The organism is Betaproteobacteria bacterium (assembly GCA_016713305.1).
Classification (GTDB): Bacteria; Pseudomonadota; Gammaproteobacteria; order Burkholderiales.
Map to the genome: position 1 here is coordinate 334,543 of JADJPK010000007.1, position 15,677 is coordinate 350,219.

The 15,677-nt window shown below is 63.9% G+C and carries 11 protein-coding genes, 1 tRNA gene and 3 pseudogenes; 14 read left to right on the forward strand and 1 reads right to left on the reverse strand.

Features of this window, described 5'->3' with window-relative positions:
• Positions 1 to 6: 6 nt before the first annotated feature.
• The 12 genes and pseudogenes from ispG to IPK20_09675 all read left to right on the forward strand — a co-directional run bounded on the left by ispG (position 7) and on the right by IPK20_09675 (position 12,278).
• On the forward strand, positions 7 to 1,272 hold the full coding sequence (ispG, locus tag IPK20_09620) for a flavodoxin-dependent (E)-4-hydroxy-3-methylbut-2-enyl-diphosphate synthase (protein ID MBK8016931.1): 1,266 nt from the start codon (positions 7 to 9) through the stop codon (positions 1,270 to 1,272).
• A gap of 43 nt (positions 1,273 to 1,315) precedes the next feature.
• Entirely contained in the window at positions 1,316 to 2,584 is a 1,269-nt protein-coding gene (hisS, locus tag IPK20_09625) for a histidine--tRNA ligase (protein ID MBK8016932.1), read from the forward strand.
• 6 nt (positions 2,585 to 2,590) lie between these two features.
• Positions 2,591 to 3,226, forward strand: coding sequence for a tetratricopeptide repeat protein (locus IPK20_09630; protein ID MBK8016933.1), 636 nt, complete (start codon positions 2,591 to 2,593; stop codon positions 3,224 to 3,226).
• Between the two features lie 5 nt (positions 3,227 to 3,231).
• Positions 3,232 to 4,371, forward strand: coding sequence for an outer membrane protein assembly factor BamB (gene bamB, locus IPK20_09635; protein MBK8016934.1), 1,140 nt, complete (start codon positions 3,232 to 3,234; stop codon positions 4,369 to 4,371).
• 24 nt (positions 4,372 to 4,395) lie between these two features.
• Positions 4,396 to 5,717, forward strand: a pseudogene (gene der / locus IPK20_09640) (ribosome biogenesis GTPase Der).
• A gap of 133 nt (positions 5,718 to 5,850) precedes the next feature.
• Positions 5,851 to 6,087 carry an RNA chaperone Hfq gene (hfq, locus tag IPK20_09645; GenBank protein MBK8016935.1) on the forward strand — a complete coding sequence of 79 codons (237 nt, stop codon included), beginning with the start codon at positions 5,851 to 5,853 and terminating at the stop codon, positions 6,085 to 6,087.
• A gap of 77 nt (positions 6,088 to 6,164) precedes the next feature.
• Positions 6,165 to 7,289: a GTPase HflX gene (hflX, locus tag IPK20_09650; protein MBK8016936.1), complete on the forward strand. Its 1,125-nt coding sequence runs from the start codon at positions 6,165 to 6,167 to the stop codon at positions 7,287 to 7,289.
• 58 nt (positions 7,290 to 7,347) lie between these two features.
• On the forward strand, positions 7,348 to 8,529 hold the full coding sequence (hflK, locus tag IPK20_09655) for an FtsH protease activity modulator HflK (protein ID MBK8016937.1): 1,182 nt from the start codon (positions 7,348 to 7,350) through the stop codon (positions 8,527 to 8,529).
• Between the two features lie 2 nt (positions 8,530 to 8,531).
• The gene (hflC, locus tag IPK20_09660) at positions 8,532 to 9,410 is read left to right on the forward strand and encodes a protease modulator HflC (GenBank protein ID MBK8016938.1); all 879 of its coding nucleotides are present in this window, start codon (positions 8,532 to 8,534) and stop codon (positions 9,408 to 9,410) included.
• A 182-nt stretch (positions 9,411 to 9,592) separates the two neighbouring features.
• Positions 9,593 to 9,784 carry a DUF2065 domain-containing protein gene (locus tag IPK20_09665; GenBank protein ID MBK8016939.1) on the forward strand — a complete coding sequence of 64 codons (192 nt, stop codon included), beginning with the start codon at positions 9,593 to 9,595 and terminating at the stop codon, positions 9,782 to 9,784.
• A gap of 16 nt (positions 9,785 to 9,800) precedes the next feature.
• Positions 9,801 to 10,973 (forward strand): ATP phosphoribosyltransferase regulatory subunit, encoded by a 1,173-nt coding sequence (locus IPK20_09670; protein ID MBK8016940.1) that lies wholly within the window; start codon positions 9,801 to 9,803, stop codon positions 10,971 to 10,973.
• Positions 10,974 to 10,983: 10 nt separating this feature from the next.
• Positions 10,984 to 12,278, forward strand: a pseudogene (locus IPK20_09675) (adenylosuccinate synthase).
• A gap of 171 nt (positions 12,279 to 12,449) precedes the next feature.
• Here the strand turns inward: IPK20_09675 and IPK20_09680 are convergent.
• A tRNA-Leu gene (locus IPK20_09680) sits at positions 12,450 to 12,536 on the reverse strand.
• A 100-nt stretch (positions 12,537 to 12,636) separates the two neighbouring features.
• Between IPK20_09680 and rnr the strand changes: the two are divergent.
• Together rnr and rlmB are read left to right on the forward strand one after the other, a co-directional pair.
• Positions 12,637 to 14,815, forward strand: a pseudogene (rnr, locus tag IPK20_09685) (ribonuclease R).
• Between the two features lie 2 nt (positions 14,816 to 14,817).
• Positions 14,818 to 15,594 carry a 23S rRNA (guanosine(2251)-2'-O)-methyltransferase RlmB gene (rlmB, locus tag IPK20_09690; protein MBK8016941.1) on the forward strand — a complete coding sequence of 259 codons (777 nt, stop codon included), beginning with the start codon at positions 14,818 to 14,820 and terminating at the stop codon, positions 15,592 to 15,594.
• Positions 15,595 to 15,677: the final 83 nt, after the last annotated feature.

The following is a 15,677-nucleotide window of genomic DNA, read 5'->3' on the forward strand; positions in this document are numbered from 1 at the left end:
GGCGCGATGTCCAGCGAACACATCATCCGTCGCAAGAGCCGGCAAGTGCGGGTGGGGCATGCCGTGATCGGCGGCGATGCTCCGGTGCTGGTCCAATCCATGACCAACACGGATACCGCCGATGCCGAAGGAACGGCGCGGCAGATATTCGACCTCGCGCAGGCCGGGTCGGAGATTGTCCGGATCACCGTCAACACGGTGGACGCCGCGGCTGCGGTGCCGCGCATTCGCGATCTGCTGGACTCGATGGGGTGCAACGTTCCGCTCGTCGGAGACTTCCATTTCAACGGACATCGTCTGCTTACCCAAGTACCCGAGTGTGCGCAGGTGCTGGACAAGTACCGCATCAATCCGGGCAACGTCGGCAAGGGTTCCAAGCGCGACGAGCAGTTCGCCACGATGATCGAACTGGCTTGCCGCTACGAGAAACCGGTGCGCATCGGAGTCAACTGGGGCAGCCTCGATCAGGCCGTGCTGGCCCGCATGATGGATGAGAATGCACGCTCGACTTCGCCCCGCGATGCCGCGGAGGTCACGCGAGAAGCGTTGATCGTTTCGGCGCTGGAGAGCGCCGCGCAGGCGCAGGCCTGGGGGCTCCCGGGCGATCGCATCGTTCTTTCCGCCAAGGTGAGCGCAGTACAGGACCTGATCCGCGTCTACCGGAGTCTGGCGGCGCGCTGCGACTACCCTCTTCATCTCGGCCTCACAGAAGCGGGAATGGGATCCAAGGGCATCGTCGCTTCCACGGCTGCCATGGCCGTGGTCCTCCAGGAAGGCATCGGCGACACGATCAGGGTGTCGCTCACCCCCGAGCCCAACGGGGATCGCACCCGCGAAGTCGTCGTGGCGCAGGAGATCCTGCAGACGATGGGTTTGCGCAGCTTCGCGCCCCTGGTCATTGCCTGCCCCGGTTGCGGGCGCACGACCAGCACCGTCTTCCAGGAGCTTGCCTCCAGGATCCAGAGCTACCTGCGAAGCCAGATGCCCCACTGGCGCAAGACCTATCCGGGAGTGGAGGAAATGCATGTGGCAGTGATGGGCTGTGTCGTCAACGGGCCGGGCGAAAGCAAGCACGCGGATGTGGGCATAAGCCTGCCGGGGTCGGGCGAGACACCTGTGGCGCCTGTGTTCGTGGACGGCTGCAAGACCGTTACGCTGAAGGGAGAAAGGATCGCGGAGGAGTTTCAGGCGATCGTCGAACAATATGTCCGTGACCGCTACGGTCGGAAGGACCACCCAGTGGAGAAGGCTGCGTCGAGTCTCGCGCAATGAGCGGCAGCGTGCCGCCGACGCGTGACCAGGCGTTCAATTGGCGATGAGCGAACCCATCCAGTCGGTCAAGGGAATGAACGACGTGCTGCCCGACGAGGCGCCGTTGTGGGAGTTTTTCGAGGAAACGGTCAGGAACTGGCTGCGGGCCTATGGTTATCGCCAGATGCGCATGCCGATCCTGGAGCGGACAGACCTCTTCGTGCGTTCCATCGGCGAAGTGACCGATATCGTCGAAAAGGAGATGTTCACGTTCACCGACAAGCTGAACGGTGACGTGCTCACGCTGCGGCCCGAGGGAACCGCCTCGTGCGTGCGTGCGGCAATCCAGCACAACCTGCTCTATGGAGGTCCGCAACGCGTGTGGTACGCAGGGCCGATGTTCCGCCACGAACGGCCGCAGAAGGGACGCTACCGGCAGTTTCATCAGGTCGGCGTCGAGGCTTTGGGTCTGGCGGGACCGGACAGCGATGCAGAACTGATCGTCATGGGCGCGCGGCTGTGGCGCATGCTTGGTTTGCAGGGCATTGCGCTGGAGCTGAATACGCTCGGGGACAGCGAGGCGAGGGCGCGGTATCGCGCCCGGCTGATCGAATATCTCGAGCGTCACCAGGACGCGCTGGACGAAGATGCCCGACGCCGCATGCACAGCAATCCCCTGCGTGTCCTCGACAGCAAGAATCCGCGCATGCAGGACATCGTGGAAGGGGCCCCGCGGCTGATGGACGATCTGGACGAGGCCTCGCTCGTACATTTCGAGGACGTTCAGCGCCTGTTGCGGCATGCGGGTATCGAATACCGCCTCAACACCCGCCTGGTGCGCGGTCTCGACTACTACAATCGTACCGTGTTCGAATGGGTGACCACCGAATTGGGGGCGCAAGGGACCGTCTGCGCAGGCGGTCGCTACGATGGACTGGTGGCCCAGATCGGTGGCAAGCCGGCGCCGGCCGCGGGATTCGCCATGGGCGTGGAACGCATTGTCGCCCTGCTCGCGGATCAGTCCAGACAGGTACCGGCCGCAGTGCCTGACGGCTATGTCGTATGGAGTGGGGCGCAGGCGGAGCTGCACGCGTGGACGGTGGCGGAACAACTCAGGGACGCCGGCATGGACATAGCGATGCATGCAGGAGGCGGCAGTTTCAAGTCGCAGATGAAGCGGGCCGATGCCAGTGGCGCGAGATTCGCGCTCATCATCGGCGACGACGAGGCGCAGGCGGGACAGGTGAGCCTGAAGCCGTTGCGCGATCAGCAGGATCAGGTGCGGGTCTTGCCCGGCGATCTGCCTGCGCTCATGGGGAAACAAGGGGACTGAAAGAGCATGGCTGTCTACGATCTCGAAGAACAGGAAAACATCGAGGCCCTCAAGGCCTGGTGGAAGGACTACGGCAAGCTCGTGATTGCCGCGGTCGTCGCCTTCGTCCTCGGCGTGGCCGGGGTGCAGGGCTGGCGTTACTACAAGGCCGATCAGAGCATGAAGTCGGCCGTGCTGTTCGACCAGGTGGAGGAGGCCCTGCGCACGGGCGACAAGGCCAAGGTGAAGGAGCTTGCCGCCAAGCTCGTCGCCGATTATCCGTCCACGACCTACGCGGCCCGCGGAGCGATGCTCGCGGCCCGTACCGCGTTCGAGGGGGGTGAGAAGGACAAGGCCGCCGAAAGCCTGCAGTGGGCGGCCGCGAACGCGAAGGACGAAGCGCTCAAGGCATTGGCGAACCTGCGCCTTTCGGCGGTTCTGCTGGATCTGGGCAAGTACGAGGATGCGCTTCGTGTCGTTGCCACGCCGCCCACGGAGGCGTTCGCCGCTCTCTTCGCCGACGCGCGCGGGGACGTCCTGGTCGCGCAGGGCAAGCCGGCAGATGCGAAGGCGGCCTATCAGATGGCGCTGGACAAGCTGCCCAAGTCTGCGCCATATCGAAACGTGGTCGAGATCAAGCGCGACGCGCTGGGGATCCAGTGAGTCTCATGCGCCCAGTCCTTTCGAGCGGATTCGTCGCAGCAGGCATTCTCGTGCTGGGAGCCTGCACGTCGACCGGTCCGGAGCCGGCAGAACTCACTTCCTTCAAGGCCGAAGTGAAGCCCCACGTGGCCTGGCGCTCTGGAACGGGGGATTCGGGGCCCTACATCTTCTCGCCGGGTTTGTGGGGCGGCGACTATTTCGTGGCAGGTTTCGATGGCTACCTGTACCGGTTGGATGGAGCCAAGGGCAGGCAGGTCTGGAAGGTCTCCGTCGGAAAGAAGAAGAAGCTCGCAGGCGGTGTGGGTGTCGGCGATGGGCTCGTGGTGGTCGGATCCACCAAGGGCGAAGTCATGGCATTCGACACTTCGGCGGGCAAACCGCTCTGGACGGCCCAGGTGAACACCGAGGTGCTGAGCCCCCCGGTAATTTCGAAGGGCACGGTGGTGGTGCGCACCGGCGACAGCCGGATCGCCGGCCTGGATGCCTCCGACGGTTCGCGGAAATGGGAGTACATCCCGACCCAGCAGTCGGCGCTTCTCATCCGCGGTGCATTCGGCGTGACGGTCGAGGACGGCGTCGTGTATGCGGGGCTGCCCGCCGGCAAGATGGTCGCGCTGCGTCTGGAGAACGGCAGCGTGCTGTGGGAGATTGCCATCGCGACCCCGAAAGGCGATACGGAACTGGAGAGGGTGATCGACGTCGTGACGGATCCGGTCCTGCGCGATGGCCAGGTATGCGCGATCGCCTACCAGGGCAGGATCGGTTGCTTCGAAGCCGCGCGCGGCACGCTGACCTGGGCGCGAAACGCCTCGAGCGTGACCGACATGGCCACCAGCGCCTCGGCCTTCTTCTTTGCGGACGACTCCAGCCACCTGTTCGCCGTCGATCGGGGTACCGGCGCGAGCCTGTGGAAGCAGGATCTCCTTCTCAACCGACCGCTGGGCAGCCCAGCCACCGTCGGAAAGTACGTGGTGGCCGGCGATTTCGAAGGGTACCTGCACTTCTTCGATCAAGAGGACGGGCGGATCGTGGGGCGCCTTTCCACCGACGGAGGTCCCATCTCCGCGGCGCCCGTCGCCGTGGGCGACAGGAACCTCGTCGTGCAGACGCGGGAAGGCCATCTCTACGCCATCTCGCTGCGGTAGCGCTGCCGCTTTCCGGAAGGTGTCATGAAGCCCACCGTGGTTCTCGTCGGCCGGCCGAACGTCGGCAAGTCGACTCTTTTCAACCGGCTCACCAAGACGCGGGATGCGATCGTGCACGATCTGCCCGGTCTCACCCGAGACCGCCACTATGGTCAGGGCAGGGTGGGCGGCAAGCCCTACATCGTGGTGGATACGGGCGGACTGGAGCCCGTGGCCAAGTCCGGGATCATGCACGAAATGGCGCGCCAGACGCTGCAGGCGGTCGACGAGGCCGACGCCGTGATCATGATGGTCGACGCGCGCGCCGGCCTGGCGTCGCAGGATCGCGTCATTGCGGAACGGCTTCGCCGAACCGGCCGGCGACTCTGGCTCGTGGTCAACAAGACGGAAGGGTTGCGCGATGGGGCAGTAGCCGAGTTCCACGAACTGGGGGTGGGCGAGCCGCTTGCCATATCCGCCGCGCACGGGGAGGGCGTGCGAGACCTCATGGAACTGGTCCTGGCCGAATTCCTGGTGGAAGACGAACCGGAGCCCGTGCCACATCCCCGGATCGCCGTGGTGGGCCGGCCCAATGTGGGGAAGTCGACGCTCGTCAATGCGCTTCTGGGCGAGGAAAGAATGATCGCGTTCGACGAACCCGGCACGACCAGGGACAGCATCTACATCGAATTCGAGCGCTCCGGCCGGCCCTACACCGTCATCGACACTGCCGGGGTGCGCCGGCGGGGCAAGGTGGAGGCGGCCGTCGAGAAGTTCTCGGTTCTGAAGACGCTGCAGTCTGTGGAGGACGCGAACGTCGTCGTCCTCGTGCTGGATGCGCGGGACGAAGTGACCGACCAGGATGCGCATCTCGCAGGGTTCATCCTGGACGCCGGGCGGGCGCTGGTCGTGGCGATCAACAAGTGGGAAGGTCTATCCGAAGAAGCGCGAGAGCGGATCAAACGGGACTACTCACGAAAATTGAACTTCCTGGGATTCGCCAAAGTCCACTTCATCTCGGCGTTGCGAGGAACCGGGGTGGGGGCCTTGTTCAAGTCGGTGGATGTCGCGTACGCGGCGGCGATGGCAAGTTGTCGACGCCGCGCCTCACGCGCGTACTCCTGGATGCCGTCAATCGGCAGCCGCCGCCGCGGAGCGGGTTCTCCCGGCCCAAGCTGCGTTACGCGCACCAAGGGGGAAGCAATCCGCCCAAGATCATCATCCACGGCAATGCGCTGTCGCACGTGCCGGACAGCTATCGGCGGTATCTGGAGCGTTCGTTCGTTGAATTCTTCGAACTGCAGGGGACGCCGCTGCGTGTGGAATTCAAGACCGGACGCAATCCATTCGCAGAGGACCGGTCATGACGGGTGCGTGCAGAGGCCGCTTAACTTGATGGCGGAATTGAAGTACATTTAAAGAGGCTGCGTGGGGCTAATGAAGGCGAAACACGAACTCGCGGCAAAGACGAACAGTTCGAACAATTCAAGGAGTCATCCCATGAGCGGCAAGGGGCAGTTGCTACAAGACCCGTTCCTTAACACGCTTCGCAAGGAACACGTGCCCGTGTCGATCTATCTTGTGAACGGCATCAAGTTGCAAGGCCAGATCGAGTCATTCGACCAGTATGTGGTCCTGCTGAAGAACACCGTGACCCAGATGGTATACAAGCACGCCATCTCGACCGTGGTGCCCGCGCGTCCGGTAAATTTTGCTGTAGAAAGCACCCAGGAATAATTTGGCAACACGCTTTTCGGTACTTCGCGTGAGTTGCGGCTACCTCTGCCCCGGGGCAGGCAGGGCCGGGTAAGAGCGTGTTCGAACGACATTCCGGGGGAGATAGCGCCATCCTCGTCAGCCTGACGAGGGGGCAGCCCGATGCCGACGCCTCCAGCGCGGAGCTGAAAGAGCTCGCACGGAGCGCAGGTCTGGAGGTTGTGGCGGAGATCGCGGGACGCTCTCAACCGCCCAATCCGTCGACATTCGCCGGTTCCGGCAAGGTTCAGGAAATCGCCTCCGAACTGGCCCGAACCGGCAGCCAGCTCGTCATCTTCGATCACGAATTATCGCCCGCCCAAGAGCGCAATCTGGAACGCGCACTTTCCAGCCGCGTGCTCGATCGCACCAGTCTGATTCTCGACATCTTTGCGCAACGGGCGAAGAGCCATGAGGGAAAGCTGCAGGTGGAACTGGCGCAACTCGAGCACATTGCGACTCGGCTCGTGCGCGGCTGGACGCACCTGGAGCGGCAGAAAGGGGGTATCGGCTTGCGGGGACCCGGCGAGACGCAACTGGAAACGGACCGCCGGCTCCTCGCCAAGCGGGTGAAGTTCCTGAAGGACCGCCTGTCCCGGTTGGAGAAACAACGGAAAGTCCAGCGGCGCTCGCGGGACCGCAACGCGATTCCGTCGGTGTCGCTCGTGGGCTATACCAACGCGGGCAAGTCCACGCTGTTCAATGCGCTCACGCGTTCCGGGGCCTATGCCGCCGATCAGCTCTTCGCGACTCTCGACACCACGTCGCGCCGCGTACACACGGCTCATGGTCCCATCGTGCTGTCGGACACGGTGGGATTCATACGACATCTGCCCCATACCCTCGTGGAAGCGTTCAGGGCGACGCTGGACGAGACGACCCGAGCCGATCTGCTGCTTCACGTGGTGGACGCATCGAGCCCGGACCGGGACGCCCAGATGGCGGAAGTGGACCGCGTTCTTGCCGAGATCGGTGCATCGGACGTGAGGCAGATCATCGTCTACAACAAGATCGACAGAACGGAGTTGTCGCCGGGCGTCGAGCGGGACGACTGTGATACCATCCGCGCGATTCGCCTGAGCGCCGTGACGGGCTCCGGGTTGGATCATCTCAGAGCTGTCTTCGATCAGCTCACTGAACCCAGGAGCGATCCCTCGCTCGAAGGTCGTCTGGTCGCGGCTTGACGCCGATTCTCGGATCGGCCGGGCGGCGTAAGACTCACCGAGGAAAACAACAACCGATATGGCACTGAACGATCCCCAATGGGGGCGGCGTCGCGGCGATGGACCGCCCGACCTGGACGAGATCTTGAGCCGGTTCAATCAGAGGCTGTCGAGACTGCTTGGAGGCAAGGGAGGGTCAGGCTCCGGTCCCGAAGGCGGTGGGCAGAAGTTCGGCGGTGGTCTGGGCATTCTGGCGGCGCTCGTGGTCCTGGTCTGGCTGGCGAGCGGCTTCTACATCGTCGATGCCGGTCAGAAGGGCGTCGTGCTGCGATTCGGGAAGTATGTCGAGTCGACCGAACCCGGACCGCGCTGGCATCTGCCGTATCCGTTCGAATCGGCGGAGGTGGTGAATATCTCGCAAGTCCGCACGGTGGAGGTCGGCTATCGCAATGACGTGCGCAGCAAGGTACCCAAAGAATCGCTGATGCTCACCGACGACGAGAACATCGTCGACCTGCAGTTCGCCGTCCAGTACGTGCTGAAGGATGCCACCGAGTACCTCTTCAACAATCGCAACACCGAGGATTCGGTTCGGCAGGTCGCCGAGTCCGCGATCCGCGAGATCGTGGGCAAGAGCCGGATGGATTTCGTCTTGTACGAAGGCCGTGAGCAGATCGCGGTGAGCGCTCGCCGGCTGATGCAGGAGACTCTGGATCGCTACAAGACCGGCATCACGATCAGCCAGGTGACCATGCAGAACGCGCAGCCGCCCGAGCAGGTGCAGGCGGCCTTCGCCGACGCAGTGAAGGCCAACCAGGATCGTGAGCGTCAGAAGAACGAGGGAGAGGCCTACTCGAACGATGTCATCCCGAAGGCTCGAGGCACAGCGGCGCGACTGATGCAGGAGGCGGAGGGCTACAAGCAGCGCACCGTCGCGAATGCGCAGGGCGAGGCACAGCGCTTCAAGGACATCCTCGTGGAATACCGCAAGGCGCCGGCTGTCACACGCGACCGGCTCTACATCGACATGATGCAGCAGGTGCTGTCGTCCACCAGCAAGGTGATCGTCGATCAGAAGTCGGGCAGCAACATGCTGTTTCTGCCGCTCGACAAGATCCTGCAGATGAGCGCGGCCGGTGCCCCGGAGGCGATGGCCAAGACCCCGGCGAACGCCGAGCCGGCGGCCCCTTCTGCCACCCCGACGGAGAACGCGGGCCGTACGCGCGAGGCTTTCCGCAGCCGTGACAGGGAGATCCGCTGATGATGAAGAACATCGGAGCTGTTCTCGTCGGTTCCATCGTCGTGCTGGTCGTGCTGAGCCTTTCGCTGTTCACGGTCGATCAGCGCCAGAGCGCCATCGTGTTCCGCCTGGGCGAAATCGTGAGCGTGAAGGACCAGGCGGGTCTGTATTTCAAGGTGCCGCTCGTCGATCGCGTCCGCTACTTCGACACGCGTATTCTCACCATCGATACGGACGACCCGGATCTCTTCCTCACTTCCGAAAAGAAGAACGTGCTGGTCGATTCGTTCGTGAAGTGGCGAGTCACGGACGTCAAGCAGTATTACGTCAGTGTGGGCGGTGACGAGGAGCGTGCTCGCATCCGTTTGATGCAGACGGTCAACGACAGTCTGCGTGCCGAGTTCGGCAAGCGCACCATCCACGATGTCGTTTCCGGCGAGCGTGAAGTCATCATCAATGTGATGCGGGAGAAGGCCGACGCCGACGCCCGCAAGATCGGCGTACAGGTGCTGGATGTGCGGCTGAAGCGCGTCGATCTTCCTCAGGAAGTGAGCGAGTCGGTCTATGGCCGCATGCAGGCGGAACGGCAGCGCGTCGCGAAACAACTGAGATCGCTCGGGTACGAGGAGTCGGAGAAGATCCGTGCCGATGCGGATCGTCAGCGCGAGGTCATCATTGCCGAGGCGTACCGCGATGCCCAGAGGCTCAAGGGCGAAGGCGACGCCAAGGCGTCCGCCATCTATGCGTCCGCGTTCCAGGGCGATCCCTCGTTCTTCGCCTTCTACCGCAGTCTCGAGGCGTATCGCCAGAGTTTCAGGAACAAGAGCGATGTGCTGATTCTGGAGCCCAGTTCCGAGTTCTTCAGGTACATGAAGGGAGCCGGGTCCGGAGGCAAGCACTGATCCCGGACGCGGTCTCACGTCAACGAACAAGCAGGGATTGCGGAAGGGCCTTCAGTCGCTTCAGGCGACAGGAAGGGCGTGCTCTACCGCCCGGCCCGGACCCGCTGTCCCGAAGACGACAGTCCATTTCGCGAACGCGCATCATGGCCGGTGCAATTGCCGCGAGTCAGGAAGGGGGGGAGGTGAAGGGTACGCTGCTGTCGGCGCTGGCGTTGATGCTCGTGCTGGAGGGGGTGCTTCCCTTCCTGCTGCCCAATGCCTGGCGGGAGACGTTCCGCAAGCTTGTCGAGTTCTCCGACGGACAGCTCCGCTTCATCGGACTGACGTCGATGCTCGTCGGATTGTTGCTGCTGTATCTCGCCCATGGCGAATGAGGGCGGGGAGTCGATGATGCGAAACTGGGTTCTGCCGGAGTACGTAGAGGACGTGCTTCCCGCGGAGGCGGCACGAGTGGAACGCCTTCGGCGATGTCTTCTGGACCGCTTTCGTGCGCATGGCTACGAGCTGGTCATGCCGCCGATGATCGAATACCTCGAGTCGCTGCTGACCGGCACGGGGCATGACCTCGATCTGGGCACCTTCAAGCTGGTGGATCAGATGTCCGGCCGGATGCTCGGCGTCCGAGCGGACATCACGCCGCAGGTGGCGCGCATCGACGCGCATCTGCTCAATCGCGACGGAGTCACCCGGCTGGCCTATTGCGGCACTGTCCTGCATGCGCAGCCTCAGGCGATGTCCCACACCCGGGAGATCCTGCAGATCGGGGCCGAGCTGTATGGTCATGCAGGCGTGGAAAGCGACATCGAGATCCAGCGTCTCATGCTCGACGCCTTGACGGCCGCGGGAGCCAGCGGAGTGCATCTCGATCTGGGTCACGTCGGTCTGTTCCGTGCACTTTGCAGGCACGCGGATGTGTCTGTTTCTCTCGAGGGAGACCTGTTCCAGGCGCTCCAGGGAAAGGACGTTCCGACGCTTCGCGCGCTGACGAAGTCGCTTCCACAGGTCACCCGCTCCGCGATCTTGCGTCTGCCTGAGCTTTTCGGCGGGATCGACGTACTGGATCGAGCAGCCAGGGACTTGCCGGCTTACCCTGAAATCCAGTCGTGTCTGGGCCAGCTGCGCCAGATTGGCGAGGCTCTGTCCTCCAAGACGGATGCGCTCCTCGTGGATCTCGCGGAGCTCCGCGGCTATCACTATCACAGCGGTGTCGTGTTCGCGGCCTATGTGGCGGGAACCACGAATGCGCTGGCTCGCGGCGGCCGTTATGACGAGGTTGGCAAGGCATTCGGGCGGGCACGGCCCGCGACGGGTTTCAGTCTGGACTTGCGGGAGCTGGCACTGGCCGTCGGCGGGAACGGCGAGCCGGTTCCGATCCACGCCCCGTACTCCCTCGATGGTGCGTTGCTGTCACTGATCGAGAACCTGCGTGCCGACGGCGAGATCGTCGTCGTGGAGTTGCCGGGCGAACGTGCAGCGGGCGGCATCCTGCCCCGGCGGGAACTGAGTCTGGTGGATGGTCATTGGCGAGTCGTCTCGAACAGCGACGGCCGCTTGGGAAACTGACGGAACAATCATGGCGAACAATGTGGTCGTGATCGGCACCCAGTGGGGTGACGAGGGCAAGGGCAAGATCGTCGACTGGCTGACCGATCACGCGCAGGGCGTGGTCCGGTTCCAGGGAGGGCACAACGCGGGACACACGCTGGTGATCGGAGGCGTGAAGACGGTGCTGCACCTCATCCCTCCGGCATCCTGCGCGAAGGCGTACGTTGCTTCATCGGCAACGGCGTCGTCGTGTCGCCCCAGGCGCTGCTGAAGGAGATCGACACGCTGGCCAAGGCCGGCGTCTCGGTCGCGGGCCGGCTCACGATCAGCGAGGCCTGTCCCCTGATCCTGCCCCATCATGCGGCGGTGGATCTCGCGCGGGAACGTGCGAAGGGCGCAGGCAAGATCGGCACGACCGGACGCGGCATCGGTCCTGCCTACGAGGACAAGGTGGCGCGTCGGGCCATACGACTGCAGGACCTCTTTCACCGCGAACGCTTCGCGGCCAAGCTGGGGGAGGTGCTGGATTTCCACAATTTCGTCCTGAAGAACTACTTCCACGCAGAGACGGTGGATTTTCAGGAGGTTCTGGACGAAACGCTGCAGCTCGCCGAACGCATGAAGCCGATGGTGGGCGACGTGCCGAGACTTCTCCACGAAGCCTCGAAGCGTGGCGAGCATCTCCTGTTCGAGGGCGCGCAGGGAACCTTGCTCGACGTCGATCACGGCACCTATCCGTACGTGACCTCCAGCAATTGCGTTTCCGGTGCGGCAGCGGCGGGGGCGGGAGTGGCGCCTCAATTGCTGGATTTCGTGCTGGGCATCACCAAGGCGTATACGACTCGTGTGGGATCGGGACCATTCCCGACAGAGCTCGACGACGAGGTCGGAAAGCGCATCGCCGATCGCGGCAAGGAGTTCGGCGCGACGACCGGGAGACCGAGGCGATGTGGCTGGTTCGACGCCGCCGCGCTGCGCCGCTCCGTGCAGATCAACGGCGTGTCCGGGCTGTGCGTGACCAAGCTGGACGTGCTCGACGGAATGGAATCGCTGCAGATCGGTGTCGGCTATCGCGTCGACGGAGAGCGTTTCGACATTCTTCCGGTGGGCGCGGAAATGCTCGCCCAGTGCGAGCCCATCTACGAGGAGCTGCCGGGGTGGAGCGAGAGCACGGTGGGTGTGAAGGACTACGAAGCGCTTCCTGTTGCCGCCCGTCGATATCTCGACGTGATGCAGTCGGTGTGCGGCGTACCCATCGACATGATCTCCACGGGGCCGGATCGCGAAGAAACGATCATTCGCAGACATCCGTTCGCGCACTGAGAAGTGGGAGTCGTCGGGACGGGGCGATTCGCCTCGTCCGAACTGCAGTCGTTCCGTCGACCGGGTACGATGGCAGAAGCACGCGTGCTCCGGGGCTGCAGACTTCTTTCGTAGGGCTGGAGAGTGGTGCGATTTTCAGAGCCGGCCGCCAAGGACTGGCGACCGAAGCGCTGGTGCCGAGAAGAGGACTCGAACCTCCACAGGGTTGCCCCCGCCAGGACCTGAACCTGGTGCGTCTACCAATTCCGCCATCTCGGCAAGCGGGCGCGAAATGTAGCGTCAAAGCATTGCCATTGTCAAACCACATTCTTCGATCATCGAGGTTCAACGCTTGACCAGACCCCCCAAGAAATCCCGCATGAATCCGGCGCAGTCTGCCGCCCGGTCCTTGCGCGACAGCGATCCGCATCTCGAGCGCGAACGCACGAAGTACCCGAATCCACTTCCCTCGAGGGAATTCCTGCTCGCCCTCATGGACGAGGAAGGTCACCCGATCACTGTGGAGGCCTTGGCGGAGCGGCTCGCCATCGATCCGGAAGAGGAGGAGGCGTTCGCCCGTCGTCTGCAGGCCATGGCCCGGCAGGGTCAGATTCTCGTGAACCGGAAAGGAGCGCTGTGCGTCGCCCGCAAGCTGGATCTCGTGGCGGGTTCGGTGCTGGGTCATCCGGAAGGCTACGGTTTCTTCGTGCCGGATGACGGCGAGGGCGACATGTTTCTCGGCGCCCAGGAGATGACCAAGGTACTCCACGGCGATCGGGTGATGGCGCGGGCGGTCGGAGTCGACCGGCGCGGGCGGCGCGAGGCAGAGATCGTGGAGGTCCTGGAGCATCGCACCGCCTCTGTCGTCGGACGGTTCGTGCTGGAACACGGGGTCGCGATCGTGTCGCCTTCCGACAGGCGGATCATCCACGACATCCTGGTGCCCTCGGACGCCTCCGGCGGCGCGAAGCCTGGGCAGATCGTGGTGGTGCAGATCGTTCAACAGCCCGCGCGCTACGTGCGGCCCATCGGGCGAGTGGTCGAGGTACTGGGCGAAGCGACCGATCCGGGCATGGAGATCGAGATCGCGGTTCGCAAGCATCAGGTGCCTTACGAGTTCTCGGCCGAGGCGCTGTCCCAGGCGGATGCCGTTCCGGCGATCGTCCAGAAGAAGGACTCGAAGGGCAGAACCGATCTGCGGAACCTGGACCTCGTGACCATCGACGGCGAGACCCGCGCGAGACTTCGACGATGCTGTCTACTGCGAGGTCCAGGGGAAGGGATTCAAACTGTACGTCGCGATTGCCGACGTGAGTCACTATGTCCGGCCGGGCGATGCTCTGGACCGCGACGCGGCGGAGCGTGGCAATTCCGTCTACTTCCCGCGACGCGTGATCCCGATGTTGCCCGAGGCGCTGTCCAACGGCATCTGCTCGCTCAATCCAGGCGTGGACCGACTCTGCATGTGCTGCGAGATGGACATCACGGCGCGTGGCGACATCGCGCGCTATGTCTTCTATCCCGCCGTGATGCATTCGAAGGCACGCCTGACGTACACGGAGGTGTGGGCCGCCTTGTGCGAGCCATCGGGAGAGACAGGTCAGCGGCTGTCCTCGCTGCTGCCGCAGTTGCAGGCGCTCGACCGGCTCTACCGGGTCCTCGCCAAGGCACGTGAGCGGCGTGGTGCCATAGACTTCGAGACGATCGAGACGCGCATGGTCTTCGATGAAGGCGGCAAGATCGCGGAGATCCTGCGCGTGGAGCGCAACGACGCTCACCGGATCATCGAGGAGTGCATGCTGGCGGCGAACGTCTGTGCGTCGGATTTCCTCCAGACGAACGAACATCCGGCGCTGTACCGCATCCATGAAGGCCCCACGCCCGAGAAGCTGGAGCGGCTGCGCGAATTCCTGTCGGAGTTCGGTCTGCAGCTGGGTGGGGGCGAGGAGCCTCGCGCCAAGGACTACGCGAAGCTCCTCTCGTCGATCCGCAACCGTCCGGACGCGGAACTGCTCCAGACGGTGATGCTGCGTTCCCTGCAGCAGGCCCAGTACAGCCCCGAACCGCTGGGCCACTTCGGTCTTGCATACGAGTCCTACACGCACTTCACCTCGCCCATTCGCCGTTATCCCGATCTGGTGGTCCATCGAGCGATACGGGCGCTTCTGGACGGCAAGGGGAAACTGGCGGCCGACCTCGCGGAACTGGGCCGGCACTGTTCCATGACGGAACGCCGCGCGGACGATGCCATGCGGGACGTCGCGGCCTGGCTCCAGTGCTACTACATGCGCGACCGTGTCGGCGAGATTTTCGACGGCACGGTGAGCGGAGTGGCCGCCTTCGGCATTTTTGTCGCGCTCGACACCGTCTACGTGGAAGGCATGGTGCACGTGTCGGAACTGGGCGACGACTACTATCACTTCGATGCGGCACGGCATCAGATGCTGGGCGAGCGGACATCCCAGCGGTATCGGCTTGGCGATCGCCTGAAGGTCAAGCTGGTTCGTGTGGACCTGGAGCGGGCGCGAATCGATTTCGTTCCGGCTCCGAGGCGCTGATCGTGGCAAGGGACGAGGGTTCCAGAAATCCGGGCACCCGACTCGCCTATGGCTTCCACGCGGTGTCCGCGCGCCTGCGCAGCCGTCCGGACACGGTGAAGACGCTCCACGTTGTGGAAGGGCGTGAAGATGGTCGCTTGCGTGCTCTTCTGTCGCTCGCGAACGAGCGGGGAGTGAAGATCGTTCTGGCGAGTGGCGACCGGCTCGACCGCATGCTTCCCGGTGTGCGGCACCAGGGGGTCGTGGGGGAAGTCCTCGTCGAGGCACTGCCCCGGCATCTGGACGACGTCCTCGATGCGGTCAGGGAAGAGCCTCTCGTACTGGCGCTGGATGGCGTTCAGGATCCGCACAACCTTGGCGCCTGCCTGCGCAGTGCGGACGCGATGGGCGTCCACGCCGTCATCGCGCCTAAGGACCGTGCCGTCGGCATCACGCCCACTGTCGAGAAGGTGGCAAGCGGCGCGACCGAGTCCGTGCCCTATCTGATGGTGACCAATCTTGCGCGGGAACTGGACGGGCTCAAGGATCGCGGGCTTCTTGCGGTCGGGCTGGCGGGTGAGGCCGATTCAGACCTGCATACGCAGCCGCTGGCCGGGCCGGTCGTACTGGTGATGGGGGCAGAGGGAAGCGGGCTCCGCCGTCTCACCCGCGAACGCTGCGATGCGCTGGTACGCATCCCCATGTTCGGTCAGGTGGAAAGCCTGAACGTGTCGGTCGCCACCGGCATCTGCCTGTACGAAGTTCGCAGGCAACGGACTGCGGCGAAAGAAAAGGGTTGATCCACAGCGGGTTAGCCATATAATGGCCGGCTTTTCCTTGCTCCACCGGTACGCCCATGCCGGGGGGCTTCATCCATAAGGAG